Below are 26,492 nucleotides of genomic sequence, written 5' to 3' on the forward strand. Positions count from 1 at the left end.
AGATCACAGGACTGGGCTACCGAGTATGCGCGCCCTCGCCTTTTTATCATAAGGATCTAGTGACTATGTCTGGCATCTGCTAGTGTCTTGCCACATGTTTCTGACGGGAGTTGTTATGTCTAAAGTCTACATTGGTGGGTGTCTGTGTGGCTCGATCCGCTTCACTGCCAGCAGTCCTAATAATTCCCATACCTGCTCATGCGATATATGCCGGAAACATACGGGGGCCCCGACCGTCGTCTGGATTGAGTTTGATGCAGAAAATGTAGAATGGACGGGAAAAGCCGGAAAACCGACAACCTGGCGCTCATCTGAAACCACCAGTCGGGCTTTTTGCCCTCAGTGCGGTAGTTCCGTGGGCGCCATCGATGACGCTCCGGTCATTGCGCTTTTAGCCGGCGCTTTTGACGATCCTAATGATGAAGATCTGGCGCCGGAGTTTCATTCGTTTTCTGATATGCGGCCAGCATGGTGGGAAACAGAACGAAACTAAGTTAGTTGGTAATGTTTATCCGGCATATGTTTTGCTGGCACATTGGTTTCATCGTTCATTTGCAGTAAATCGATTTCGATTGCATTGCAAATCGCATCCAGCGGCAGGTCATTGTTCTCAGTACCAAACGGATCTTCAAGCTCTTCCGCAAGCGCATCAAGCGAGATAAAAGTATAGGAAATCAGCACCGAAATAAACGGCGTCATGTAGTGAAGATCCACCACCAACGCGAATGGCAGCATGATACAAAACAGATAAACAGTGCGATGAAGGATCAAAGTATAAGCAAACGGAACGGGTGTATTCGCGATTCGCTCACAACCTGCCAGTACTGCCGACATATCATTTAATCTGTTGTTTAAACTATGAAATAATATATCGGACAGCTGCCTATCACGTCTGCGCACGGCCAACCACTCCCCCATCAGCAACAAAATTCGGTTTGCTGGCGATTGTGCGGCAAATACCGTCTGCAGATCTTTCTCGCTGAGATATTTCGCCAACGGCTCTGCCTGTGGGTTTCGACGTAATGTCATGCGTAAACAGTGGGCAAATGCGATTTGCAGACGAACAAACTGCCCCAGTTCGGCGTCATCCGGTAAGGTGGTTTTCACCTCGCGAAGTAGTGACCGGGAAGCAATCATCAACTGCCCCCACAGGTGTCGGGCTTCGACATAACGTGAATAGCAGGCGTTATTGCGAAAACCTAAAAAGATAGCAATCGCCACGCCCAGAATACTGAACGGTGCCAGGGTAAATTTGATACCCAACATCGTATACCAGGGCAACATGATGATAACGGCGATGGAGAGCAGGAAGTTCAGCAGCAGTCGTGAAAATATTTTAGATAATACGGAACCATGCCAGACGAATATCAGGCGCAGCCAGTGTTGTTGGGGACGAACGATCATGGTTATCTTCGGGAAAATGTGAAATCCGTCACATTAGACGCGATAGCGATCAATGTTGCAAGTTAATCGCAACATTATCCCAACAACTTTGGCCCTGCTTAAAATGAAGCCGCACCTAAGTCACAGACCTGGTTTATGATATAAACCACACAGTATGTTGTAACTAATGTATATCCAGAAAAAACCCGGCCTGAGCCGGGTTATCGGTAGTCGTCTTAGCACAGTGGCTTAACGGCTTCACGCATACCTTTTGCCAGAATGGTATCCAGATCGGCAGAGACCTGTTCCACCAGTCCAGAAACCTGCGTCAGATCTTGTTCCCAGTGTTCTTTGACACCCAGTACAGATTTGACCAACGCTTCGGTACTTATCTGGCGATCGCGATGCTGGGACCACAGCTGTTGAAAACGTTCTATCCAGTGCGCATCATCCTGAACCGGATAAGACTCACCGTTGCGCTCTCCACGATAAAAAGCAATTAACGCGGCAAGTGCAAACGTCAAACGCGCCGGCAGCTTACCGCTGGCCTGTTGCCCTGCCAGCAGTTGCGGCAATATACGGGTGCGGAACTTGGTCATGCCATTCAGGGCAATCGACAGCAGCTGATGTTTTATATACGGGTTGCAGAATCGACCGGTTACCGCGCTGGCGAAAGAAGCTAACTCATCACGTGGTAAATCCAGTACCGGAATGATCTCTTCATAGATCGCTTTCTCCACGAAAGCACAAATCTCAGCGTCATTCATCGCCTCGCCCACGGTGTCCAACCCTGCCTGCCAGGCAACAGGGACCAGCGCGGTGTGAGCACCGTTGAGAATCGCCACTTTGCGCTCTTTGTACGGTTTGATGTCATCCACGATCAGGACATTCAGCGGATACTTATCCAGACCTAGTTCGGCGGCTAATGACTTTGGCCCCTGAATGACAAACAGATAGAAGTGTTCAGCCGTATCCAGGAATGCATCATGATAGCCAAGCTCAGCTTCAAGTTGCGCTACTTCGTCACGCGGATAACCGGTAACAATGCGGTCCACCAGCGTGGAACAAAATGCGTTGGCTTGATCCAACCACTGAATAAATGCTTCCGGTAGCGCCCACTCCTGAGCGTAGCGCAGAACCAGTTCACGCAGTGCATCACCGTTATAATCAATCAGTTCGCAAGGGATGATAATCCAGCCTTTATCCAATGCGCCGTTAAAATAGCTGAAGCGTTCGAACAGCAGACGCGTCAGTTTAGCCGGATAACTAACTGCTGGCGCGTCGTCAAACTTATCGCCCGCGTGGTAACTGATACCTGCTTCCGTGGTGTTAGAGAACACAAAACGCATATCAGGATTATGCGCCAGCTTCAGGAACTCATCGTATTCGCTATAGACGCTGATTTCACGGTTAACTGAACGAATTAGACGGGCATCACTGACGGCCTCGCCCTTCTCATTCAAACCACGAATGATAGTGGTATAGAGGCCATCCTGCGTACTCAGCGATGGCGGGAAGGAACTTTCGATAGGACGAACAATGACCACACCAGCGTTCAGATCGGTATGTTCGTTCAGCAGATCTACCTGCCAGTCTACAAAGGCGCGCAGGAAGTTTCCTTCACCAAACTGAATAATACGTTCAGGATACTGAGCACCGGGGAAATCGCGACGATTTAGTGTTTGCACAATGGGTTCCCTTTATGATTAGTCATACAACCTGATTGAATTGGTCCAATAGGTTAGCAAACTTTAATACATTGAAACCCTGTTTTGATCAATCCCCGGCGACAAATTAGAGCGTTTTATAGAAAAGTGTGGTTCCGGTCAGCATACCATCGGGCATTTGGGCATAGTCAGGTATCACCCCTACCTTTTTCCACCCACAATTGTGGTAGAACAACTCCGCACCACTGCCCGTCGCCGTATCAAGCACCAGCAGCGTTTTACCTTGTTGACGCGCGCAACTTTCCAGTTCGTTCATCAATTCACGGGCCAGGCCACCGCGTCGCGCTGAGGGGTGAACCAGCAGTTTGGCGACATCAGCATGATGAGGTTGATTTTCGGGTTGATCGATAATGAGTTGGACGGTACCGACAAGCACCCCCAGCGCATTCTGCGTACCAAGAACGATCCGTTCTCCGCGAGAAACACTTTGCGCGACCTTCATCCAGAAAGGCTCTGATTTTTCGCGATTAAAGGGCAGCATAAAACTGATGGAGGCGCCGTCATTGACGCACTGTTCAAGAACATCGCTGAGCTCGTCGATTCGCGACAGAATCTGTGCCGCGCTCAGCACAAAGCAGGGTTTGCCGGAAGCCATGGTTTCTCCTTAGATTGACCCCTTCATACTGCTTTTAACAATTAAACAACACAAGGGGGCATATCATAGGATAATGTTATCTATGGCTTGTTCATTTGGAGCACTAGCCAGTGGTAAATAACCGTGACAACGTAACGTTGCTGTTCATCGTTTAGCGCTACACCCTGAGGTATATCATGCCATTTCGCCAGACACCCTCGACAGCACGTCGCCGTAGCATGTTGAGCAATAAATACCGGGTGACCACGCATAGGAGTCTGTTTTCCATCATTGGCGGGAAACGCAGGTGCCAGTCGTTTAGCTATAAAATCCGCAGCATGTTGTTCGATAACTGGCGCCCCTTTATCCAGACAATACTGCCTTTCTTTCTGACCAAGACGAAACCGCGAGCGAAACGTTGATTTCGCCAGCCGGGCAAAAAGAGGATCGAGCGTTTTCATCAGTAAACCGAGCGCCCCAGCTGTTGTGTTAATTGCTCCAGCACGGCGATACCGGCCAGTGAATTTCCCGCCGGATCCAGTTCCGGACTCCAGACAGCAATCGCCATCTCGTGTGGCACGATCGCCACGATGCCGCCACCCACGCCAGATTTCGCCGGAAGCCCGACCCGCCAGGCAAATTCCCCTGCGTTCTGATACATGCCGCTGGTCGCCATCAGCGCATTGATCTGCCGGGCCTGCATCGGAGTGACCACAGGCTCAGCAAGATGAAATGCATGCCCTTGATTTGCCAAAAAGACAAAAGTCCGCGCCAGTTCCACACAGCTCATTTTCAGCGCGCAGTAGTGAAAGTAGTTCTGCAAAACGGTGGGCACGTCATGGTGAAAATTGCCGAAGGATTTCATCAACCATGCAATAGCGGCGTTACGCGCCGAGTGCTCAAACTCCGATCGCGCGACCGTCGCATCATAGGCGATATCCGAAACGCCGCTTAATGCCCGCACCACTTCCAGCATCCGTTGACGCGGTGCGCTTAGACGCCCTTGCAGCATATCGCAAACCACCAGCGCCCCGGCATTAATAAAGGGGTTGCGAGGGATACCCTGCTCCATTTCCAGCTGCACCAGGGAGTTAAAAGGATGACCGGAAGGATCTTTGCCGACGCGCTGCCAGATCTCCTCTTCCTGATAGTGACGCATCGCCACGACCAGACTGAGCACCTTTGAAATCGACTGAATAGAAAAACGTTCTTGCGCATCTCCCGCCTGATAGTGCTGTCCATCAACGGTACAGATAGCAATACCCAGTTTTGAACCGTCGACGGAGGCTAATGCCGGAATGTAGTCAGCGACTTTACCCTGACCAATCAGCGGACGAACCTGCTGCACAATGGTCTCTAAAATTGAATTGTCCATGGCCCTGGCCACAACATGCTCCTTGCTCGCAGGTATGAAAGGCCTGCGAGTATAACAGAGCTGGATACGCAGCGTCAGGCCGGAAGGCGGAATCTGGCCACGGCCTGCATAAGCTGGTTAGATTCATGGTGAAGCTGTAAGGAAGAATCAGATGCAGCATTCACCAGATCACTGGTTTGTCGGGCTTCGCCGTTCAGGACATGGAGCTGACGGGTTAACTGATGAATACTGTTCCCCTGATTTAACGTTGCAGTCGAAATGTCGTTCAGTAACGCGCCGAGGTTTTCCACCAGTGCGATAACCTGCTGCAAATTCTTATCCAGTCCGTTAACCGCGTGAAAGCCCTCTTCAATGCCCTGTAAGGAGTGTTTAATCAGTGTCTGAATGTTTTGCGTAGACTGACCGCTTTTCCGCGCCAGCAGCCCAACTTCTTTCGCAACTACGGCAAACCCGCGCCCTTGCTCCCCGGCATGTGCTGCCTCGATTGCGGCGTTGAGAGCCAGGATATTTGTCTGAAATGCAATGTTGTCGATAAGCGTTGTAATCCCTCGCATTTCAGACGAGCGAGTCACAATCGCCTGCATTGACGCATTTACCGTCGCCATCATTCGGTCTCCACCTGCCGCAATATCACGCGCCTGCACTGCGCGTTGATTCGCCAGTTCAGCAAAGCCACTGTTATCCTCAACATGCGTTTCCAGAACCGAAATATGCGATGTCACAGTGCTCAACTCTTCACTTTGTTTTGCCGACTGCTGGTATAGTTGTTTATTGTTCTGCGCAAGTTCGTTGATATTTCCTACCATTGCGGTGGTGGCATCATTCACCTGCCGCACCAGCGCGCAGAGCCCCTGCTGCATTGCAGCAATACGCGAACTTAATTGCGTCACTTCCCGATTAAACTGACTCACCTGCGGGGCTGGCCGAGAAAGATCACCCGCCGCTAAAATATCGATATGATCGATCAGCCGTCGCAGCGGCATAATCACCCAACGGAACATACTACGCCAGACCAGAAAGGCGATAACCACCAGCACCAGAGGAAAAAACAAAAATAGATTCTGTAAACGCTCAAGACTGGTCAACAGCTGCTGACGCCCAGCTTCCGCATGTCGCCCACTGTCCTGCTGAAAGCGCGCGTAATTACCGTTAAAGTCTGTCTGAAAGGCCTGCACGGGTACGGCAAAAAACGCATCAATGGAACCTGACTGCGTCAGCCCATCCGCCTGCTCCTGAATACCGCTATAAAAACGCTGATAGCTCTCCGTTAGATCCGGATCCGACTGCGGCTTCATATCCCGCCAGGCATCCCATGCACTTTTTGACTGCGCCAGCGCCCGATACGCCTCTTCCATTAACGGACGCCAACTCCCGTCCGAACCGGTGGCGGCATCCTGCATAAAATAAATTCCCGCACGGTTAAGTAAATCGCTGGCAGATAATAACGCCACCCGCGCTTCATCGACCTTTGCCTGCTGCAAAAGCGCGAGTTGATTACGCCCTTCATTATGCTGTGCGTCGCTGACTGAGGCCGAGAGCATCAAGGAGGACACGACCTGCAAAACAGAGAACAGCGCAATAATGCAAAAAATGCCGGTTAACAGACCGAACTGACGGGGTATTAGACGATGGAAAATTTGCGTTATGTTCATATTACTCTTCTGTATCAAAGCGTTAGCTGCGAGTGTACGGAGAGTAAATGACAGAAAAATTGCAGAAATAAGACAGGTGCCCCCAGCGGAGGCACCCACACCATCAAAGGCGGTTTTTCCAGACGGTCTGCACGTTACAAAACTCATGCAGGCCAAAGTGAGAAAGTTCGCGGCCAAAGCCACTTTTCTTCACACCACCAAACGCAACGCGAGCATCGCTGGCGCTGTAACCATTGATAAATACGCCACCACACTCCAGGCGTGACGCCATCTTCTGCGCCAGCGCTTCATCCGCAGTAAACACCGTGGCGGATAAGCCGAAATCACTGTCATTCGCCAGCGCTAAGGCATGTTCAGCATTCTTCGCCACGGTAATTGCCGCAACCGGACCAAACAGCTCCTGGCGGAACGCCGTCATCTCTGGAGTGACATCGCCCAGTACCGTCACGGCATAGTAATTGCCCTGACCCGCAATTTTTTCCCCGCCGAGAAGTAACCGTGCCCCTTCGGAAAGGGTGGCTTCTACCTGCTGGTGCAGCTCATCACGCAGATCAAATCGCGCCATCGGCCCCAGATCGTTTTCTTCGTTCAGCGGATCCCCCATTTTGAGCGCGCTCGCAGCGGCCACAAAGCGTGAAGTAAACTCTGCCGCAATCCCTTCTTCAATAATAAAGCGCTTGGCTGCCGCACAAACCTGCCCGGTGTTCTGATAACGCCCAGCGACCGCCGCCTTAACGGCCAGATCGAGGTCAGCATCATTGAGGACAATAAACGGATCGGAGCCGCCCAGTTCAAGCACACATTTTTTCAGAGCGGCCCCAGCCTGAGCGCCAATCGCCGCACCGGCACGTACACTGCCTGTCACCGTTACCGCCGTAATACGCGGGTCATTGATCATCTGACTGACCCCGGTGTTATCGGCATTCACCCAACCGTAAACCCCCGCGGGTACACCAGCATCAGCGAAAACCTGCGCAATAATTGCAGCACAGCCGGTTACGTTAGGCGCATGCTTTAACAGGTAGCCATTTCCGGCCAACAGAATCGGGACGGCACCTCGCATTACCTGCCAGAGCGGGAAGTTCCACGGCATGATCGCCAGAATGGTTCCTAGCGGACGATATTCAATCACTGCCTGGTTATTCTCCACCAGCGTAGGTTCCGGATTGAGCATCGCCGGTCCATGCTCGGCGTACCAGTCACACAATGCAGCTGACTTGGCGACTTCAGCACGCGCCTGCTTAATGGGTTTACCCATTTCACGTGAGATACACTGCGCCATCTCTTCCGCACGATGGCGCAGAGATTGCCCGATCTGGCGCAGCGTTTGCGCACGGTGCTCAACGGAAGTATGTTTCCATTCGCTATAGCCATTCGCGGCAAGGTTCAGCGCATGATCAATCTCTTCCGCGCTGGCCCACGGCGTCGCCGTCAGCCTTTCACCGCTGGCAGGGTCAATGGAAATCGCATGTGTTGCTGCTGTGATAGTCATAAGTGCCTCTCTTTATCGCAGGGTATGGTTATATCATGAGCATATTTACTCTTTCTGAAAAATGAATAATATTAACCATACCATTCACGAATAGAGAAGATTATGGATCTGACGCAGCTGGAAATGTTCAATGCCGTCGCGGAGACTGGCAGTATTACACAGGCCGCCGCGAAAGTGCATCGCGTGCCATCCAATCTCACCACCCGTATACGTCAGCTTGAAGCCGACCTGGGCGTTGATCTGTTTATTCGTGAAAACCAGCGCCTGCGGCTTTCCCCATCCGGGCACAACTTTTTGCGCTACAGCCAGCGGATCCTGGCACTGGTTGAGGAAGCCAGGATGGTCGTCGCCGGGGATGAGCCACAAGGACTCTTCTCTCTCGGCTCGCTTGAAAGTACAGCAGCAGTTCGCATCCCCGCTACGCTGGCTGAATATAATCAGCGTTACCCCAAAATTCAGTTCGCGCTGGCGACAGGTCCTTCAGGCACAATGCTGGACGGCGTACTCGACGGAACATTGAACGCGGCCTTTGTCGATGGCCCAATTACCCATCCGGGACTTGAAGGAATGCCGGTCTACCGTGAAGAGATGATGATCGTGACGCCGCACGGCCATCCCCCCATTCAGCGGGCCAGCGACGTCAACGGTTGCAGTATTTACGCCTTTCGCGCCAACTGTTCCTATCGCCGCCATTTTGAAAGCTGGTTTCATGCCGATCGCGCCATGCCCGGCACCATTCATGAAATGGAGTCATATCACGGCATGCTGGCCTGCGTCATTGCCGGCGCGGGTATCGCACTGATCCCGCGTTCGATGCTGGAGAGCATGCCTGGGCATCATCAGGTCAACGCCTGGCCGCTAAGCGAGAACTGGCGCTGGCTGAATACATGGCTTGTCTGGCGCAGAGGTGCAATGACACGTCAATTGGAAGCGTTTATTGAGGTGTTGAACCCTCAGTTATCACACGACCCGGAGTAACTGGCGATCCTCAAAAAACATGAATACCTGTAAATCCGGGTGAAGTCATACGCCCGGAATTTCATTATTATTGAAATACTTAAAAATACGAGGAATGTTCGGCAGCAAATTGTAGCGCCCTACCAATGAAATGAGATCCATATCACAAAATGATTGTATTTTCGCCAGCAAACGTTTTAAGATCGTGGCCTTACCTTTTCGCAGCTAATCCTCTTATTTGATATGACAACAGACACTGTTTCCCGCAAGGTCGCGTGGCTACGGGTAGTTACGCTTGCCATTGCCGGTTTTATTTTCAATACCACCGAGTTTGTCCCTGTCGGCTTGCTGTCCGACATCGCACAAAGCTTCAATATGCAGACCGCTCAGGTCGGGATCATGCTGACGATCTACGCCTGGGTTGTCGCCCTGATGTCGCTCCCTTTTATGTTACTTACCAGTCAGGTGGAGCGCCGAAAACTGCTGATCTGTCTGTTTGTTGTGTTTATCGCCAGCCATGTGCTCTCTTTCCTGGCATGGAATTTTACCGTGCTGGTAATTAGCCGTATTGGTATTGCTTTTGCGCACGCTATTTTCTGGTCGATTACCGCATCGCTGGCGATCCGCCTGGCCCCTGCCGGTAAACGTGCACAGGCTCTCAGCCTGATTGCCACTGGCACCGCACTGGCGATGGTGCTTGGCCTGCCAATCGGACGTATCGTCGGTCAGTATTTTGGCTGGCGCACGACCTTCTTCGCCATCGGTATGGGGGCGTTAGTTACCTTGCTTTGCCTGATAAAGCTCCTGCCCAAACTACCCAGTGAGCACTCCGGCTCTTTAAAAAGCCTGCCGGTGTTATTTCATCGTCCGGCATTGATGAGTCTGTATCTACTGACGGTGATTGTGGTCACCGCACATTACACGGCCTACAGCTATATCGAGCCGTTTGTGCAGACCGTCGCGGGTCTGAGCGCAAACTTTGCTACCGTGCTGTTGCTGGTTCTGGGTGGCGCGGGAATTGTCGGTAGCGTCATTTTCGGTAAGCTGGGGAATCTGCATGCGTCAGTGCTGATTAGCAGTGCCATTGCCCTGTTGACGGTATGTCTGGTGCTGTTACTTCCCGCTGCTGACAGCGAAATGCACCTTGCTGTCCTGAGTATTTTCTGGGGCGTCGCCATCATGCTGATAGGTCTCGGAATGCAGGTAAAAGTGCTGGCGCTTGCTCCGGATGCGACTGACGTCGCAATGGCACTGTTCTCAGGTATCTTTAATATCGGTATTGGCGCTGGTGCGCTGGTAGGCAATCAGGTGAGTTTACACTGGTCGATGTCTACGATTGGTTACGTCGGCGCAGTGCCTGCCGTTGCCGCGTTGATATGGTCGGTGATTATCTTTCGTAAATGGCCAGTATCGCTGGAAGAACAGCCTCAGCATTCGTAAAAATGTGCCCGGTAGACATTAACGATTACCGGGCACAGTGTTCTACGCGTAGGTTTTAATAATTTCCAGCACGCCGTTAATAATAAACTGCACGCCCATACACACCAGTAAGAAGCCCATCAAACGAGAAATCGCTTCGATACCACCTTTGCCGACGAGGCGCATGATCCCCCCGGAACTGCGCAAACAGCCCCACAGGATAATCCCAACAACCGCAAAAATAATCGGCGGTGCGACCATGATCACCCAGTCCGGAAATTCGGAACCATGACGCACGGTTGACGCGGAACTGATGATCATCGCAATCGTCCCTGGACCGGCAGTGCTTGGCATAGCCAGCGGTACAAAGGCGATATTGGCAGTCGGCTCGTCTTCCAGCTCTTCTGACTTACTTCTCGCTTCCGGAGAATCATGCGCCTTCTGCTGCGGAAACAGCATCCGGAAGCCGATAAACGCAACGATTAACCCACCCGCAATACGTAGTCCGGGAATCGAAATCCCGAAGGTATTCATCACAAGTTGCCCGGCATAGTACGCCACCATCATGATGGCAAACACGTAAACGGAAGCCATGAGTGACTGACGGTTACGCTCTGCGCTGTTCATATTGCCGGCAAGGCCAAGGAACAACGCTACGGTGGTTAACGGGTTTGCCAACGGTAACAGGACTACCAGCCCAAGTCCTATCGCTTTAAACAAGTCCATCATAATGTCATCTTTCCTGTGCGTTAATCGTCAACGGCAAGTATACGGTGAAATCCGCGAGATAAGCCATTTTGGCGATGTAAGGATTCATTTTTCATCCACGCGTATAAACCATAATTATCAGATCGTTAAAATTTCACTCACCGGATGTTGAGTCTGATGATTTAACAAAACGTGGCATTTGCTGACTCATTCATTTGACTTATATTTGCCTAAGCAATAATATCAGCCGTGACTAACTACTTGCCAGGGCAACCATTGTGAAAAACACCAGTGATCTGTTTAACGAAATCATCCCACTGGGTCGTTTGATCTATATGGTTAATCAGAAAAAAGATCGTTTGCTAAACGACTATCTGTCACCGCTGGATATCACGGCATCGCAGTTCAAGGTGCTCTGCTCCATCCGTTGCGCGGTGTGCATCACCCCTGTCGAATTGAAAAAAGTGCTGTCTGTCGACCTTGGCGCCCTGACGCGGATGCTGGACAGACTGGCCTGTAAAGGCTGGATCGAAAGGCTTCCGAATCCACATGACAAGCGTGGCGTGCTGGTGAAACTCACTGAGCATGGCGCAGCAATTTGCGAGCAGTGTCATCAATTAGTAGGGCAAGACCTGCACCAGGAACTAACAAAAAACTTAACGGCGGATGAAGTAGCCACACTTGAGCACTTGCTTAAGAGAATCCTGCCGTAAACAGAAAGAGGTATGACGATGTCCAGACGCAATACTGACACAATCACTATTCATAGCATTTTGGACTGGATCGAAAATAACCTTGAATCGCCGCTCTCGCTGGAAAAAGTGTCTGAGCGTTCAGGTTACTCCAAATGGCACCTGCAACGGATGTTTAAAAAAGAAACCGGCCATTCACTGGGTCAATACATTCGCAGCCGTAAAATGACTGAAATAGCGCAAAAATTAAAAGAGAGTAACGAGCCCATTCTTTATCTGGCAGAGCGTTACGGTTTTGAGTCTCAGCAGACGCTGACCCGGACATTCAAAAACTATTTTGATGTTCCGCCGCATAAGTACCGTGTGACGAATATGCACGGCGAATCACGCTATTTGCTTCCACTCAATCAATGTAATTGCTAATCGCCAGTTAACGACGTAACCGAGGAAATCATGAAACTTCTGTCTTATGCAATGCTGGCCCTGCTGTTTGTTGTTTCGGGCCAGAGCATGGCGGAACAGACCGCGCAACCTGCCACCCAGAACAGTCGCGACGCGATGATTATGCCCCCTGCGCACGATCAGTCCCCGTTCGATTTTAATCATATGGGTGCAGGCAGCGACAAGTCCGACGAATTAGGTGTGCCTTATTACAATATGCGCAACCTGTAATTATATTGCCCAGCAACTGCGGTAATGCCTGTCAGTTAGCGCCTCAGTTTCAGTAAGCATCAACCTGTGCTGGCGGAGGTAAATAACATGCTATCTAGGAGAAAGAGTTCCGTTCACCTCATGTGCATTGCTTCTCTAAAACACTGACTCCTGTGAACGTGTAAAGGGCGTTCTCCGCCACGCCCTTTACAATCCCGGCTCCCGGCAGGAAAATTGTTGCTACGCAATACCCTCCGCTTATTCCTCCAGGCTACCGGGCCGGGCGCGAGGAAGCGTCCTTGCAAAGCGCGCCCTGAGCCAGCATCCATGCTGGCTCTCCCGGCCTTACGGAAACACGTCGGCAATTTTCAGCCGGACCAGTCCACACCTCACCACCTACGCTTTTATTTGAATATCTCTGAACAGCAATACGGATATAACTGGAAGCCAGTGCGTTGAAGCGATGACCCCGGTCCGGCTGAAAATCGATGAGTGTTGACGGCTGACCGGGTCTGTCCGCAGGGATGCGGACAGAGGGGACGGCCCGCAGGGACGCAGGCTCGGCCCCGACCCGACAGGCAGACGACATAAGACGAATAACTCGCGCAGCGACGATTTTCCCGCCGGGAGCCTGGGATGCAAGGGAGACGGCGGTGAGTCTCCCTTGCACGTTCACGGGTATCTACGCTTCAGAGAAATGACACCGCTGAGGTGAACGGAACCATGAGCAATAATCACATGTTCACCATACATGCTTAACTGACGAGCATTACTCCACTGCGGGGCTTTTTTAGCCCCTCACCGACGCAACCTTACGTAACCGAAAGCCAAACACATTGATATACAACCCTGCCATGATCAGTAGCGCACCGAGCAGTTGCAATCCGGTCAGCGTTTCATCCAGCAGCACGACCGCACTCGCCAGTCCAACGACCGGCACCAGCAGCGACAACGGCGCGACAAGCCAGGTTTCATAACGTCCGAGTAACGAACCCCAGATACCGTAACCCACAATGGTCGCCACAAACGCCAGATAAACCAGTGAAAGAATGGTGGTCATATCTATCTCCACCAGACTGTGGGTCATTTGCGTTGGACCATCCAGAAGCCATGATGCCAGGAAGAACGGAACAATGGGAATTAACGCGCTCCATACCACCAACGACATAACGGCTGGGCGCGAGGTATGCTGCATGATTTTTTTGTTAAAGATATTACCGCAGGCCCAGCTTAGCGCCGCCGCCAGCGTCAGCATAAAACCGAGCATGCCAACATGCTGACCGTTCAGACTGGCCTCAATCAGCACCAGCACGCCAAATACCGCCAGCGCAATCCCAACCAATTGTTTACCCTGCAGGCGCTCACCGAAAGCAAATGCGCCCAGAACAATGGTAAAAAACGCCTGAGCCTGCAATACCAGAGAAGCTAACCCTGCAGGCATACCGAATTTGATAGCGCTAAAGAGAAATGCGAACTGCCCAAAACTGATGGTCAGGCCATAGCCGAGCAACAGCGAAAGTGGGATTTTCGGCCTGGCAACAAAGAGTATTGCCGGAAACGCAACCAGTAAAAAACGTAATCCCGCCAACATTAGCGGTGGCATATTGTGCAGACCCACTTTAATAACGACAAAGTTCAGTCCCCAAACCACGACAACCAGTAACGCTAACAACCCGTCTTTACGCGACATACCACCGCCCCTGCAAATATTAAATTTTTGTAAACAAGTTAAAGTAACGGAAATCGTTGTGCCGTAACAGATCATTATTTCAGGTAGGCCACGCAAGGCATTTTCGGACAACTTATTGAGTGTACATCACAGTTTTGACATGCTATTTGTTTCTTATATCTAAAAAAAACATAACAACATGCATTGTCGGGCAGGCAAATGAATATCTCCTTGAGAAGGTCCACTCTCGCGTTACTCGCGTCATCTTTGTTATTAACAATTGGCCGTGGCGCCACTCTGCCATTTATGACGATTTACCTCAGTCGGCAGTATCATCTGAGCGTTGACCTGATCGGCTATGCGATGACGGTCGCGCTGACCATTGGCGTGGTGTTCAGCCTTGGCTTTGGTATTCTGGCCGACAAGTTCGATAAAAAACGCTATATGCTGCTGGCAATTTGTGGCTTTGCTTCCGGCTTTATTGCAATCCCGCTGGTGCATAACGTGGTGGTAGTGGTTTTACTCTTTGCCCTGATCAACTGTGCCTACTCCGTCTTCGCCACGGTGCTGAAGGCCTGGTTTGCCGATAATCTGTCAGCCACCAACAAGACTAAAATTTTCTCGCTTAACTATACCGTGCTGAATATTGGCTGGACCGTTGGTCCACCGCTGGGCACTCTACTGGTGATGCAAAGCATTAACCTGCCATTCTGGCTGGCTGCCGCCTGTTCAGCATTGCCACTGGTGTTTATCCAGACCTGGGTAAAACGTTCGACAGCACCATCAGAAGGTTTAAACGCCGCGGTGTGGTCCCCTTCGGTACTCCTGCGCGACCGGGCATTATTTTGGTTTACGTTATCGGCCTTTCTGGCATCGTTTGTTGGCGGTGCTTTTGCGTCCTGTATTTCGCAATACGTTATGGTGGTAGCGGATGGCGATTTTGCCGAGAAAGTGGTAGCAGTCGTCCTGCCCGTTAACGCCGCCATCGTAGTATCACTGCAATACGCACTTGGTCGTAGGCTCACCGCCACGAATATCCGCCCGTTGATGACAGTGGGTACAGTCTTCTTTGTCGTTGGCCTGGTCGGTTTCGCTTTCTCCGGCAACAGTCTGTTGTTATGGGGAATTTCTGCTGCCTTTTTCACTATCGGCGAAGTCATTTACGCGCCGGGTGAATACATGCTTATCGACAACATCGCGCCAGCAGGCATGAAAGCCAGCTATTTTTCCGCCCAGTCGTTGGGCTGGCTTGGCGCAGCGGTTAACCCATTAGTCAGCGGCGTCATTTTAACCACATTGCCGCCATGGTCGCTGTTTGTCGCGCTGATAGTGGCGATCGTTCTTGCCTGGGCGCTCATGATAAAAGGCATGCGCGCCAAGCCCTGGGGGCAGACGGTGGTCTGCTGATGAGTATAGCGACAGAGCCGAAGCCGCTCTGTCGCATACCTCAGATTGCAACCAGTCCCCGAACGCCCTCGGCCTCCATATTTTTACCATCGCCGCTTTGAATAATGCTGCCCCGCGACATGAGCAGGTATTTGTCGGCCAGCTGCTGCGCAAAATCGTAGAATTGCTCCACCAGCAATATAGCCATATCCCCCCGGTGCGCCAGTTGAGAAATCACCTGACCAATCTCTTTAATCACCGACGGCTGGATCCCTTCCGTTGGCTCATCAAGAATCAACAACTGTGGGCGACTTGCCAGCGCTCGTCCAATGGCCAGTTGCTGCTGTTGCCCGCCGGACAAATCTCCGCCACGCCGATGCTTCATCTCCTGTAAAACCGGAAAGAGCGCGTAAATATCATCAGGCACATGTCGGGCCTCCGGTGCTGAAAAACGGGAAAGACCGAGCAGCAGATTCTCTTCGACCGTCAAACGCTGAAAAATATCACGCCCCTGTGGGACATACGCCACACCGGCTCTGACCCGCTGGTGTGGCTTCCAGTGAGTGACATTTTTATCCTGCCAGAGTACGCTTCCGCTACGGGCCGAAATAAGCCCCATCAGACACTTTAGTAGTGTTGTTTTCCCCACGCCGTTACGCCCCAGCAAGCATGTCACCTCACCGATACGCGCTTCAAAGCTCACCCCGCGCAGAATATGGCTGCCACCATAATATTGATTCAGTTCTTTCACCTGCAGCATGTAAACTCCTTAACGCCCGAGATAAACTTCAATAACCTGCTCGTTGGCCTGCACATCGCGAAGACTCCCCTGAGCGAGGACACGTCCCTGATGTAATACTGTGACGCGATCGGCAATGGTTTCAACAAATCCCATATCGTGCTCAACAACCATCAGAGAGTGCTTACCGGCAAGCTGGCGAAACAGCTCCGCCGTGTATTCCGTTTCCGCATCCGTCATCCCCGCCGCGGGTTCATCCAGTAGCAGTAAATGCGGCTCCTGCACCAGCAGCATGCCAATTTCGAGAAACTGTTTTTGCCCATGCGAAAGCAGACCGGCGCGGCGGGCCCGCTCATTACCCAGCCGCAACAGCGCCAATACTTCATCAATACGATCCCGTTGTTCGCCTGAGAGTCGTGCCCGTAGAGCCCCCCAGACAGATTTATCATTTTTCAGCGCCAGCTCCAGGTTCTCTTCCACCGTTAATGCTTCAAATACCGTGGGCTTTTGAAATTTCCGTCCAATCCCCTGACGCGCGATGGCAATGGGATCGAGCGTTGTTAAATCGGTCGACTGATCGTATATCGCACGACCACTTTGCGGTCTGGTTTTACCGGTTATGACATCCATTAACGTCGTCTTCCCGGCGCCGTTGGGGCCAATAATACAGCGCAGCTCCCCGACGCCAATATTGAGCGAGAGATCCGTTAACGCCTGGAATCCGTCGAAATTAACGTTAATTTTTTCCAGTTGGAGTACCGGGTCCGTTTGTTCGCGAAACCGATCGCCAGGCATCTGGCGAGTAAAAAGTCCTTCATCCGGCTGCATTATTTGTCTCCTTTGCGAAACAGGCCAATCACACCACGGGGTAAAAAAAGCGTAACGCCAATAAAGATCAGGCCAAGAAACAGCTGCCAGTATTCCGGCATAATGACGGTAAACAGGCTTTTAGCACCGTTCACCAGTACAGCGCCAAATACCGGGCCGATCAGGGTTCCACGTCCGCCGAGAGCAACCCAAATCGCCGCTTCAATCGAGTTGGTCGGCGACATTTCGCTGGGGTTGATAATCCCTACCTGCGGGACATAAAGCGCCCCGGCCAGGCCGCACAGTACAGCGGAAAGCGTCCACACCAGTAACTTGAAACCTTTCGGATCGTAACCACAGAACATCAAACGGTTCTCGGCATCGCGCACGGCGGTCAGAATACGACCAAACTTACTGCGGGCCAGCGCAAGTCCCAGCCATATTGCCAGCACCAGCAGCATAACCGTCGCCAGAAACAGCGCGATCCTGGTGGACGTCGCGGTCACCGGAAACCCCAGAATGGTGGTAAAACCGGTAAAACCGTTATTTCCACCAAAGCCGGTTTCATTGCGGAAAAACAGCAGCATTCCGGCGAAAGTCAGGGCCTGGGTCATGATGGAGAAATAGACACCTTTGATTTTTGAACGGAAGGCAAACCAACCAAATACCAGCGCCAGCAGGCCCGGCACCAGAACAACCAGCAGCATCGCCCAGAGAAAATGTTGCGTCCCCCACCAAAACCAGGGCAGCTCGCTCCACGACAGGAACGACATAAAGGCCGGTAATCCTTCGCCGGAAGCCTGGCGCATCAGGTACATTCCCATCGCATAGCCCCCCAGCGCGAAGAAAATACCGTGTCCCAGCGAGAGCATTCCGGCATAACCCCACACCAGATCCAGCGCAACGGCCACAATGGCATAGCAGAGAATTTTCCCGGCCAGCGTCAACGTCCACACCGATATGGCCAGCGGATGCTCCGCAGGTAACAGCGCAAGAAACGGCAGAATAATCAACGTCAGCAGTAAGCCCAGACTCAGCACGCGTGTTGTACGCGGCGCTTTACGCGCCAGCGTTATTGTCATTGGCATCGTCATCAGTCAATAACCCTCCCTTTCAGCGCGAACAGTCCCTGAGGTCGTTTCTGAATAAACAGAATGATCAACACCAGGATCATGATTTTGCCGAGAACCGCCCCCACCTGAGGCTCCAGAATTTTATTGAAGATCCCCAGCCCAAAAGCTGCAGCCACGCTCCCGGCAAGCTGTCCAACGCCGCCCAGTACCACCACCAAAAACGAATCGATAATGTAGCTTTGCCCCAGCTCCGGCCCTACGTTACCTAGTTGCGAGAGCGCCACACCTCCCAGTCCGGCAATTCCTGAACCAAGGCCAAAGGCCAGCATATCGACTCGTCCGGTAGGTACGCCGCAGCAGGCCGCCATATTGCGATTTTGCGTCACGGCACGCACGCGCAGCCCGAGGCGCGTTTTATTCAACAGCAGCCAGGTGAAGAACAGCACCAGCATGGCAAAGCCAAGCACCACTACTCGGTTCCACGGCAATATCAAATTGGCATAAACCTGAATACCGCCGGAAAGCCATGCCGGATTGGCGACTTCCAGGTTTTGCGCGCCAAAAGTCATACGCACCAACTGGATGAGCATCAGGCTGATACCCCAGGTCGCCAGTAGCGTTTCAAGCGGACGGCCATATAAATGGCGTATCACCCCACGCTCTAGCAGCATTCCTACTGCCGCAGTCAGCAAAAAGGCGACCGGAAGTGCAATAACCGGATACCAGGCTAACCCGTGCGGGAAAAACTGCCCCATCAGCTGTTGCACCATCCAGGTACAGTACGCCCCGAGCATCAACATCTCGCCATGCGCCATATTGATGACGCCGAGTAATCCATAGGTTATCGCCAGACCCAACGCCGCAAGCAGCAAAATAGAACCCAGTGACAGTCCCATGAAAGCCTGCCCAAGAAGATCCCCAACCTTCATGCGATACGAGATGGAATTCAGACTTTCGTCAGCGGCAGCACGCACTCGGGCATTGGGTTCATGTTCAGCCCTGGTGAATGGCTGCAGGCGCGCCTGAGTTTCAGGATCATTTGACGCCCCTAATAGTTCGATTGCCTGAAGCCTGACTTCCGGCGAGGTGCTACCCAGTTGCAGATTTGCCAGTACAATAGCGAGTGCGGATTTCACATCACCATCTGACTCCTGAGCCAGTCGTTGTTGTAAAAACGGCAGCATGCCCGGCTGCGCCTCACGCTGTAATGTACGGGCTGCCTCCTCCCTTACCGTGACACTGTCACTTAAAAGTTGATGGACAGCCAACGCTCCGGCTACCAGATTACGCAGGCGGTTAGTCAGGCGAATTTTTTTTAGCTCGCCGTTTGGGGCTATCGCTGTTCCTAACGGCTGTACGTGCGAGCCGTTCATGATAAAGGCATTTTTCGTGTTATCGGTCAGCAGGTTCTCATCTCGCAGTGCGCTGAGCAGCGGGATGCGCTGAACGTCAGGATTCACCGCCCATTGTTCAAGCAAGGCGCCCTGCTGAGCACGGTTGGCGGCGGTAAAGGTATCAGCATCTGCGGCCTGGGCTATCCACGGCAAAAACCACATCAGCAACAACACACCACGAATAAAGCGCATAGCTTTCATGAGCGTTCTCCAAAGCATTACCCTCCCGCAGGAGGGCGTTAGATCAGTTGCTGGCGGTTTTCACAGGCTGTTCAGATTTTTTATCATTACCAGCGATGTACGGACTCCACGGCTGGGCGCGGACCGGCTCATCGGTTTGCCACACCACGTTAAACTGGCCGTTGCCTTCAATCTCGCCAATCATGACGGGTTTATGCAGGTGATGGTTGGTCGCATCCATGGTCAGGGTAAAACCTGATGGCGCAGCGAAGGATTGCCCCGCCATAGCTGCACGAACTTTATCCACATCTGTAGTTCCGGCTTTTTCTACCGCCTGCGCCCACATATGCAGGCCAACATATGTGGCTTCCATTGGGTCGTTCGTCACCACCGAATCAGCATTCGGTAATTTGTGCGCTTTGGCATACGCCCGGTAATCAGCGACAAACTTTTTGTTGGCCGCATTATCGACGGACTCAAAGTAGTTCCAGGCGGCAAGGTTGCCCACCAGCGGTTTGGTATCAATACCGCGTAGCTCCTCCTCACCCACGGAAAAAGCCACCACCGGCACATCGGTGGCTTTCAGCCCCTGATTCGCTAACTCTTTATAGAACGGTACGTTAGAATCCCCATTGATGGTTGATACCACCGCCGTTTTTCCCCCTGCGGCGAATTTTTTAATGCTGGCGACAATGGTCTGGTAATCGCTGTGTCCGAATGGGGTGTACACCTCTTCGATGTCTTTATCGGCGACCCCTTTTGAGTGCAAAAAGGCGCGTAAAATTTTGTTGGTCGTGCGCGGATAAACATAATCTGTGCCCAGCAGGAAGAAGCGTTTCGCGCTACCGCCGTCCTCACTCATCAGATACTCAACCGCAGGGATCGCCTGCTGATTGGGGGCTGCGCCGGTATAGAAGACGTTAGGCGACATCTCCTCACCTTCATATTGCACCGGGTAAAACAGCAGACCGTTTAACTCTTCAAATACCGGTAGAACCGATTTACGCGAAACCGATGTCCAGCAGCCGAAAACTGCCGCCACCTTGTCCTGACTCAGCAGTTGTCTTGCTTTTTCAGCAAATAACGGCCAGTTCGAGGCCGGGTCAACCACCACCGGTTCCAGCTTTTTACCCAACACACCGCCCTGAGCATTTATTTCATCGATGGTCATCAACGCCACATCTTTTAGCGGCGTTTCGGATATGGCCATCGTGCCGGATAACGAATGCATGATGCCAACCTTAATGGTGTCGGCTGCCTGAACGCTAAAACTCACGCCCATTGCGACAACAGAGGCAGAAAGTGCAAAAGCTTTTAAAAATGTACGACGCTGCATAGTTTCACTCCTGAAATTAGACTTGCTGAAAGCTCCGGTGCAGCCGGGCAGACAAAACGGTGCAAATTAAGGGTGTTCAGAAGTGATAAGGCAAAAACGATGCCAGATATTAAAACCTCATATAAAATCAACAAATTAGCATCTGACGCACATAGATCAGTATTACATTTTCCCGCCAAAAGGATTAATCAAACGAAAAATTGAACCACCATGAGACAACTCTGCATTATAAACGTGCAACAATCTGTATCAGCAGCACACCGTCATAACAGCGTCTCAGGGTTTAAAAACAGGGTTATTTGTGCGCAGATAAATGTGTCTCGTCACTATTATTTATTTTATTCGACGTGATCATGTCAAAAATTTACTTTTCAGTCGAAATAATCACACAGTTCAGCCTTTGTTTAAGATTGAATTGCTACTATAGTCATAAGCGAGGTGAACTTAAGGTAAGAGAGGAAACTCACAGATAAAGGAGCATTTACTATGCTGGGTAATATGAATATTTTTATGGCTGTTCTGGGAATTATTTTATTTTCCGGTTTCCTGGCCGCGTATTTTAGCCACAGATGGGATGATTGATGAACGGAGATAGTCCTGCACCGACCCGGCCCCTTGTAGCGTAACTGCACAAGGGGCCATTTTTTTACCTGAATCGCACTCGCTGTGCCTTTTTCCTGATTTACAGATAAAAAAAACCGCCGGATAAACCAGCGGTAAATGCTTGCATGGATAGATTTGTGTTTTGCTTTTATACGCTATCTGGCAATTCCCTGCGAAGATAACGGATAGTCAGCTAACCTATCATCGACAACCCCAATGAAAGTTAAACGAAACGTAACTACCTCAAAGCGTTTTTCGAAAACTCACGCACTGAGGGGATACGAAGTTCCGTCATTGGTGTCCACCAACGCAATTTGCTCATTTTCATCTATAAACATGCAGCGATTCCTGCCGGTCTGTTTCCCCTGATACATCGCCCTGTCGGCCCGACCAAGCGCGGTATCCAGTGTTTCACCCTGTTGAACCCGGGTTATGCCTGCCGTCACCGTGATACCGATCTCTCCCTCAGTGTAGGGAATTTTTTTCTGACCAATCAGACGACAAAGTCGCAAACCCGCCTGGCATGCCTGCTCGTCCGTTTTTGTCCTGATGATGATAATGAACTCTTCTCCACCGTAGCGGTACGCCGCCTCATCATATCGCGTCCATGACAATAAATTTGATGCCAGAGCCCGCAATACCACGTCACCCACCAAATGGCCGTAGGTATCGTTAACGTATTTAAAACGATCGATATCTAACAACAATATATAAAGATTAAGCGGTTCGGCATCGAGCAACTGCCGATCAAAAGACTCATCGAGCATTCTTCTGCCAGGTAAACCTGTTAATGCGTCGATATTACTGCGGATACTCAATAAATATATTTTGTAGTCCATTACAGATGAGGTAAATGCCAGCAGCGCATCCTGGAAGCTGTCGAAATGCCATGAATGGCTACGATTCTCCACGATAGCCATTAGCAATTTCTTGCCTGATAAATGCATCTTTTCGTGGGTGGCGCTTATCTTGCTTACGTAACTACAATCATCCTCATTGTACCGTGATTGATTATTAAGCCACTGTCCAAATCGACAAGCAAAATGCGAGTTTTCACCCATAATATCTGGCTGCGTAACATCTGAAGACACCACGCAGCGGAACATTGTCACTAACCATTTGTAGTGGGCATCAATGGACTTGTTCAACTCAATCAAAATTGCATCTATTTCCTTCGTATTTCTCATCATCACGTTCTCCCTCCCTGTTCGAGCGTTTCTGATGGAATTATCTTAACGATAAAAAAGAAAATTTATGTAAATTTTTTAATAGTAATTAATAAGCCGCGATTAACAATAGCGTTGCGCTATGCCACTGGTCGCCGCATAGCGTACATCACTCAGTTCATACCAGACTCAAATTGAACACGGCCATTGAGCTTTTTATTTTCGCGGATAGATAAAAACCGCTAAGAAAGCTGATGTGTATGCTTTAAGCTTTTTATAGCTATCTTTTCCGGTTAGAGACCTAAATTGCAAGGTTATTTCTTAGGTAATATAAAAACCGGGCGTTACACCCGGTTGGGGATGCACGAAAAGATAGTGAGCAGTAGGCCGGATAAGGCGTTTACGCCGCCATCCGGCAATCTGTTACAAGCAGCCGGATGGCGCTTCGCTTATCCGGCCTACAGCGTAATTTCCTTTTCAGCACAATGATGAATTTATCGGCGTCATTATGTTTAGCTAAGCTGAATTGAGGACTTTCCCCCTCTGAACAAACCTTACGCGCTCAAACCACGATGTTCCAGCATCGGCTCCATTTTTGGATCGCGCCCGCTCCATTGGCGATAAAGTTCAGCTAAATCAGTACTGTTACCGCGGGACAAAATCGCTTCACGGAACTTTTGCCCGTTTTCATGAGTTAATCCGCCCTGCTCTACAAACCACTGATAGCCGTCATCGGCCAACATTTGCGTCCACAAATAGGCGTAATACCCTGCGGCATAGCCGCCGCCGAAGATATGGGCAAAATAGCTGCTGCGATAACGAGGCGGCACAGCCTTGAGATCCAAACCTTCAGCCGCCAGCGCCTGCTGTTCAAATTGATCGACCGAAAGAGATAACGCGCTCTTTTCCAGACTGTGCCAACGCATATCCAACAATGCGGCACTGAGCAGTTCGGTCATGTCGTAACCTTTGTTAAACAGGCTGGCCCGCTGCATCTTATTCCGCAACGCCTGCGGCATTTGCTCCCCGGTATCAACATGACGAGCAAAACGAGCAAAGACCTGCGGATGACTCGCCCAGTGTTCGTTGATCTGCGAAGGAAACTCAACAAAATCACGCGGAGTGTTGGTCCCTGAAAGCGTGGAATAACGCTGAGTGGCGAACAGGCCATGCAACGTGTGCCCAAACTCATGAAATAACGTAATAACATCATCCCACAATAACAATGCAGGCTGACCTTTTGCCGGTTTTTGATAATTACACACGTTGTAAATAACCGGCCGGGTTTCATTGAGTTGCGATTGCTCAACAAAATTGCCCATCCAGGCACCACCGCTTTTCGATTCCCGGGCAAAGAAATCGCCGTAAAATAACGCCAGCCCTACGCCATCGTGATCGAATATTTCCCATACCCTAACATCCGGGTGATAAACAGGAATGTCGAACCGTTCTATAAATTTTATGCCAAAGAGTTGATTGGCTGTCCAGAAAACGCCCTCGTTCAGCACCGTATCAAGGGCAAAGTAAGGTTTGAGCTGCGCCTCATCAAGTGCATATTTCTCACGACGAACCTGCTCGGCATAAAATGCCCAGTCCCAGGCCTCGACGTTAAATTTCCCCTGTTCGTGATTGATAACATTCTGGATTTCGGCCTGTTCATCCAATGCCCTGGCTCGCGCAGCGGGAACAATCGCCCGCATGAAATTGAGTGCAGCTTCCGGTGTTTTTGCCATCTGATCGGCAATTTTCCAGGCGGCGTAATTGGCAAAACCGAGTAGTTTCGCCTGCTGCATCCGGATCTCGACCAGTCGCTGAATAATCGCCCGAGTATCGTTAGCGTCATTGTTTTCTGCTCTCGTCCATGCGCGGTTGAACAGATTCTCACGGGTCTGGCGATCGCGTAACGCCGCAAGCGCCGGTTGCTGAGTCGTGTTCAATAGCGGGATAACCCAACGCGCTTCAAGCCCTTTCTCCTTTGCAGCTTCGGCGGCAACAGCAATTTCCTCTGCGCTGAGTCCGTCCAGGTAACGTGCATCATCCACCACCAGAGCACCGGACTTGTTCGCCGCCAGCAGACGTTGATTAAACTGGCTGGTCAACGTGGCGGACTCTGTATTGAGCGCTTTAAGGTTCGCTTTATCGACCTCATTCAGACGCGCGCCGGCTAATACAAAACGCTGGTGGATGACCTCCAGCAAGCGTAATGATTCGCTATCCAGCCCCAGCGAACCTCGCTGTTGCCAGACCGCTTCAACGCGCGAAAAAAGCGCGCCATTGAGATAAATATCATTGGCAAGGTTCGCCAGTTCTGCGGAAAATTCTTCGTCAAGGCGCTGTAGTTCATCGTTGGTGTGCGCCGCCGTCATCGCGAAGAAAACGCTGGTTACACGTGTGAGCAGCGTGCCGCTTTGTTCAAGCGCCAGCAACGTATTGGCAAAATCAGGGGCCTGCGGGTTTTGCACAATCGCCTCGATCTCTGCACGTTTTTGCCGCACGCCTTCATCGAACGCTGGGCGATAGTGCTGCACCTCTATCTGATCAAACTGCGGTGCCTGGTACGGCAACGTGCTGTGACGTAAAAAAGGATTCGTTAACGACATCTTTCACTCCTGAAAACGATTTGTTTACCAGAGTAGACTTCCCAGGAATCAACCGCAATCGCGTTACGCAGGAATAGCTCTGAACGGAAATGACGTGCTATGGTAGTACGACATAAAAAGCGTTGAGGAACAGTGAGATGATCGTTTTAGTAACCGGAGCAACCGCAGGTTTTGGTGAGTGCATTACGCGTCGTTTTATTGAGAATGGGCATAAAGTTATTGCCACCGGACGCCGCCAGGAGCGCCTGCAGGAACTGAAAGAGGAATTGGGTGACCGCCTCTATACCGCGCAACTGGACGTACGTAATCGTGCATCGATTGAAGAGATGCTGGACGCCCTTCCTGCTGAATGGCGCAATATTGATGTTCTGGTCAACAACGCGGGTCTGGCGCTGGGCCTTGAGCCTGCTCACAAGGCCAGCATTGAAGACTGGGAAAATATGATCGACACCAACAACAAGGGGCTGGTTTATATGACCCGTGCCGTTCTGCCAGGCATGGTTGAACGCAACCGCGGTCATATTATCAATATCGGTTCTACCGCGGGCAGCTGGCCATACGCTGGCGGTAACGTCTACGGTGCGACCAAAGCGTTTGTTCGCCAGTTTAGCCTGAATTTACGTACTGATTTACACGGCACTGCAATTCGCGTTACCGACATCGAGCCGGGTCTGGTTGGCGGTACGGAGTTCTCTAATGTCCGTTTTAAAGGTGATGACGCCAAAGCTGAAAAAGCCTACGAAAATACCACGGCGCTGACTCCGCAAGATGTTACAGAAGCGGTATGGTGGGTGGCTTCTTTACCGGCTCATGTCAATATCAACACCCTTGAAATGATGCCTGTCACACAGTCTTTTGCCGGGCTGAGTATCCACCGGGGCTAATTTCTCTGCCCGGCCTTGTGCCGGG

General features: G+C 51.2%; 25 protein-coding genes. 9 read left to right on the plus strand and 16 right to left on the minus strand.

Annotation, left to right across the window (positions count from 1 at the left end; translation table 11 throughout):
- Positions 1-115 precede the first annotated feature (115 nt).
- Entirely contained in the window at positions 116-493 is a 378-nt protein-coding gene (locus tag OGY08_RS16220) for a GFA family protein (protein WP_003832953.1), read from the plus strand.
- Here the strand turns inward: OGY08_RS16220 and OGY08_RS16225 are convergent.
- The 7 genes from OGY08_RS16225 to sad form a co-directional block, all read right to left on the minus strand.
- Positions 490-1,404, minus strand: coding sequence for a bestrophin family protein (locus tag OGY08_RS16225; RefSeq protein WP_125363451.1), 915 nt, complete (start codon positions 1,402-1,404; stop codon positions 490-492). The two genes, OGY08_RS16220 and OGY08_RS16225, sit on opposite strands and share 4 nt — an antisense overlap.
- A gap of 215 nt (positions 1,405-1,619) precedes the next feature.
- Positions 1,620-3,071, minus strand: a complete 1,452-nt coding sequence (locus OGY08_RS16230; RefSeq protein WP_125363452.1) for a tagaturonate reductase — start codon at positions 3,069-3,071, stop codon at positions 1,620-1,622.
- Between the two features lie 106 nt (positions 3,072-3,177).
- A complete protein-coding gene (locus tag OGY08_RS16235; RefSeq protein WP_125363453.1) occupies positions 3,178-3,705 on the minus strand; it encodes a GNAT family N-acetyltransferase in 528 nt (175 codons plus the stop codon).
- Positions 3,706-3,785: 80 nt separating this feature from the next.
- On the minus strand, positions 3,786-4,145 hold the full coding sequence (locus OGY08_RS16240; RefSeq protein ID WP_008784753.1) for a DUF4186 domain-containing protein: 360 nt from the start codon (positions 4,143-4,145) through the stop codon (positions 3,786-3,788).
- Positions 4,145-5,071: a glutaminase B gene (glsB, locus tag OGY08_RS16245; protein WP_003832944.1), complete on the minus strand. Its 927-nt coding sequence runs from the start codon at positions 5,069-5,071 to the stop codon at positions 4,145-4,147. Before glsB ends, OGY08_RS16240 begins: the two co-directional genes overlap by 1 nt.
- 62 nt (positions 5,072-5,133) lie before the next feature.
- Positions 5,134-6,711: a methyl-accepting chemotaxis protein gene (locus OGY08_RS16250; RefSeq protein WP_100272483.1), complete on the minus strand. Its 1,578-nt coding sequence runs from the start codon at positions 6,709-6,711 to the stop codon at positions 5,134-5,136.
- A 103-nt stretch (positions 6,712-6,814) separates the two neighbouring features.
- Positions 6,815-8,203 (minus strand): succinate-semialdehyde dehydrogenase, encoded by a 1,389-nt coding sequence (gene sad, locus OGY08_RS16255; RefSeq protein WP_125363454.1) that lies wholly within the window; start codon positions 8,201-8,203, stop codon positions 6,815-6,817.
- A 102-nt stretch (positions 8,204-8,305) separates the two neighbouring features.
- Between sad and ptrR the strand changes: the two genes are divergently transcribed.
- Complete coding sequence (gene ptrR, locus OGY08_RS16260) at positions 8,306-9,181, plus strand: putrescine utilization regulator PtrR (RefSeq protein ID WP_008784750.1); 876 nt, start codon at positions 8,306-8,308, stop codon at positions 9,179-9,181.
- 222 nt (positions 9,182-9,403) lie between these two features.
- Positions 9,404-10,600 (plus strand): sugar transporter, encoded by a 1,197-nt coding sequence (locus tag OGY08_RS16265; protein ID WP_032943422.1) that lies wholly within the window; start codon positions 9,404-9,406, stop codon positions 10,598-10,600.
- Positions 10,601-10,642: 42 nt separating this feature from the next.
- On the opposite strand, the gene OGY08_RS16270 is transcribed toward OGY08_RS16265, so the two are convergent.
- A complete protein-coding gene (locus tag OGY08_RS16270) occupies positions 10,643-11,308 on the minus strand; it encodes a MarC family NAAT transporter (protein WP_003832936.1) in 666 nt (221 codons plus the stop codon).
- A gap of 257 nt (positions 11,309-11,565) precedes the next feature.
- Here OGY08_RS16270 and marR point away from each other — a divergent pair, with 257 nt between their 5' ends.
- The 3 genes from marR to marB are packed head-to-tail and all read left to right on the plus strand — an operon-like array spanning position 11,566 to position 12,651.
- Positions 11,566-12,000, plus strand: a complete 435-nt coding sequence (marR, locus tag OGY08_RS16275; protein ID WP_003832935.1) for a multiple antibiotic resistance transcriptional regulator MarR — start codon at positions 11,566-11,568, stop codon at positions 11,998-12,000.
- An 18-nt stretch (positions 12,001-12,018) separates the two neighbouring features.
- Positions 12,019-12,402 carry an MDR efflux pump AcrAB transcriptional activator MarA gene (gene marA / locus OGY08_RS16280; RefSeq protein WP_140168326.1) on the plus strand — a complete coding sequence of 128 codons (384 nt, stop codon included), beginning with the start codon at positions 12,019-12,021 and terminating at the stop codon, positions 12,400-12,402.
- A 30-nt stretch (positions 12,403-12,432) separates the two neighbouring features.
- Positions 12,433-12,651, plus strand: a complete 219-nt coding sequence (gene marB, locus OGY08_RS16285) for a multiple antibiotic resistance protein MarB (RefSeq protein ID WP_003832934.1) — start codon at positions 12,433-12,435, stop codon at positions 12,649-12,651.
- Between the two features lie 769 nt (positions 12,652-13,420).
- Here marB and eamA read toward each other — a convergent pair.
- Positions 13,421-14,320 (minus strand): O-acetylserine/cysteine exporter, encoded by a 900-nt coding sequence (eamA, locus tag OGY08_RS16290; RefSeq protein ID WP_286566086.1) that lies wholly within the window; start codon positions 14,318-14,320, stop codon positions 13,421-13,423.
- 198 nt (positions 14,321-14,518) lie between these two features.
- On the opposite strand from eamA, the gene ydeE reads away from it, so the two are divergent.
- Positions 14,519-15,706, plus strand: a complete 1,188-nt coding sequence (ydeE, locus tag OGY08_RS16295) for an efflux MFS transporter YdeE (RefSeq protein ID WP_032943415.1) — start codon at positions 14,519-14,521, stop codon at positions 15,704-15,706.
- A 40-nt stretch (positions 15,707-15,746) separates the two neighbouring features.
- Here the strand turns inward: ydeE and urtE are convergent, their stop codons facing one another.
- From urtE to urtA, 5 genes are read right to left on the minus strand one after another with little or no spacing between them, the layout of a single operon-like run.
- Positions 15,747-16,445 carry an urea ABC transporter ATP-binding subunit UrtE gene (gene urtE / locus OGY08_RS16300; RefSeq protein ID WP_125363455.1) on the minus strand — a complete coding sequence of 233 codons (699 nt, stop codon included), beginning with the start codon at positions 16,443-16,445 and terminating at the stop codon, positions 15,747-15,749.
- Between the two features lie 9 nt (positions 16,446-16,454).
- The gene (gene urtD, locus OGY08_RS16305; RefSeq protein ID WP_008784743.1) at positions 16,455-17,252 is read right to left on the minus strand and encodes an urea ABC transporter ATP-binding protein UrtD; all 798 of its coding nucleotides are present in this window, start codon (positions 17,250-17,252) and stop codon (positions 16,455-16,457) included.
- On the minus strand, positions 17,252-18,325 hold the full coding sequence (gene urtC, locus OGY08_RS16310) for an urea ABC transporter permease subunit UrtC (RefSeq protein WP_286566091.1): 1,074 nt from the start codon (positions 18,323-18,325) through the stop codon (positions 17,252-17,254). Before urtC ends, urtD begins: the two co-directional genes overlap by 1 nt.
- A complete protein-coding gene (gene urtB / locus OGY08_RS16315; protein ID WP_125363456.1) occupies positions 18,325-19,899 on the minus strand; it encodes an urea ABC transporter permease subunit UrtB in 1,575 nt (524 codons plus the stop codon). Before urtB ends, urtC begins: the two co-directional genes overlap by 1 nt.
- A 43-nt stretch (positions 19,900-19,942) precedes the next feature.
- Positions 19,943-21,214 carry an urea ABC transporter substrate-binding protein gene (gene urtA, locus OGY08_RS16320; RefSeq protein ID WP_003832925.1) on the minus strand — a complete coding sequence of 424 codons (1,272 nt, stop codon included), beginning with the start codon at positions 21,212-21,214 and terminating at the stop codon, positions 19,943-19,945.
- 486 nt (positions 21,215-21,700) lie between these two features.
- Here urtA and mgtS point away from each other — a divergent pair, with 486 nt between their 5' ends.
- Positions 21,701-21,796: a protein MgtS gene (mgtS, locus tag OGY08_RS16325; protein WP_003032406.1), complete on the plus strand. Its 96-nt coding sequence runs from the start codon at positions 21,701-21,703 to the stop codon at positions 21,794-21,796.
- A 284-nt stretch (positions 21,797-22,080) separates the two neighbouring features.
- Here mgtS and OGY08_RS16330 read toward each other — a convergent pair whose 3' ends face one another.
- Entirely contained in the window at positions 22,081-23,007 is a 927-nt protein-coding gene (locus OGY08_RS16330; protein WP_048235406.1) for a diguanylate cyclase, read from the minus strand.
- A gap of 530 nt (positions 23,008-23,537) precedes the next feature.
- Entirely contained in the window at positions 23,538-25,583 is a 2,046-nt protein-coding gene (gene dcp, locus OGY08_RS16335) for a peptidyl-dipeptidase Dcp (RefSeq protein WP_125363457.1), read from the minus strand.
- A 137-nt stretch (positions 25,584-25,720) separates the two neighbouring features.
- Between dcp and ydfG the strand changes: the two genes are divergently transcribed.
- Positions 25,721-26,467, plus strand: coding sequence for a bifunctional NADP-dependent 3-hydroxy acid dehydrogenase/3-hydroxypropionate dehydrogenase YdfG (gene ydfG, locus OGY08_RS16340; RefSeq protein ID WP_125363458.1), 747 nt, complete (start codon positions 25,721-25,723; stop codon positions 26,465-26,467).
- Positions 26,468-26,492: the final 25 nt, after the last annotated feature.

The sequence above is a fragment of the Citrobacter sp. Cpo069 genome, from assembly GCF_030332785.1.
In the GTDB taxonomy this organism is placed as follows: domain Bacteria; phylum Pseudomonadota; class Gammaproteobacteria; order Enterobacterales; family Enterobacteriaceae; genus Citrobacter; species Citrobacter portucalensis.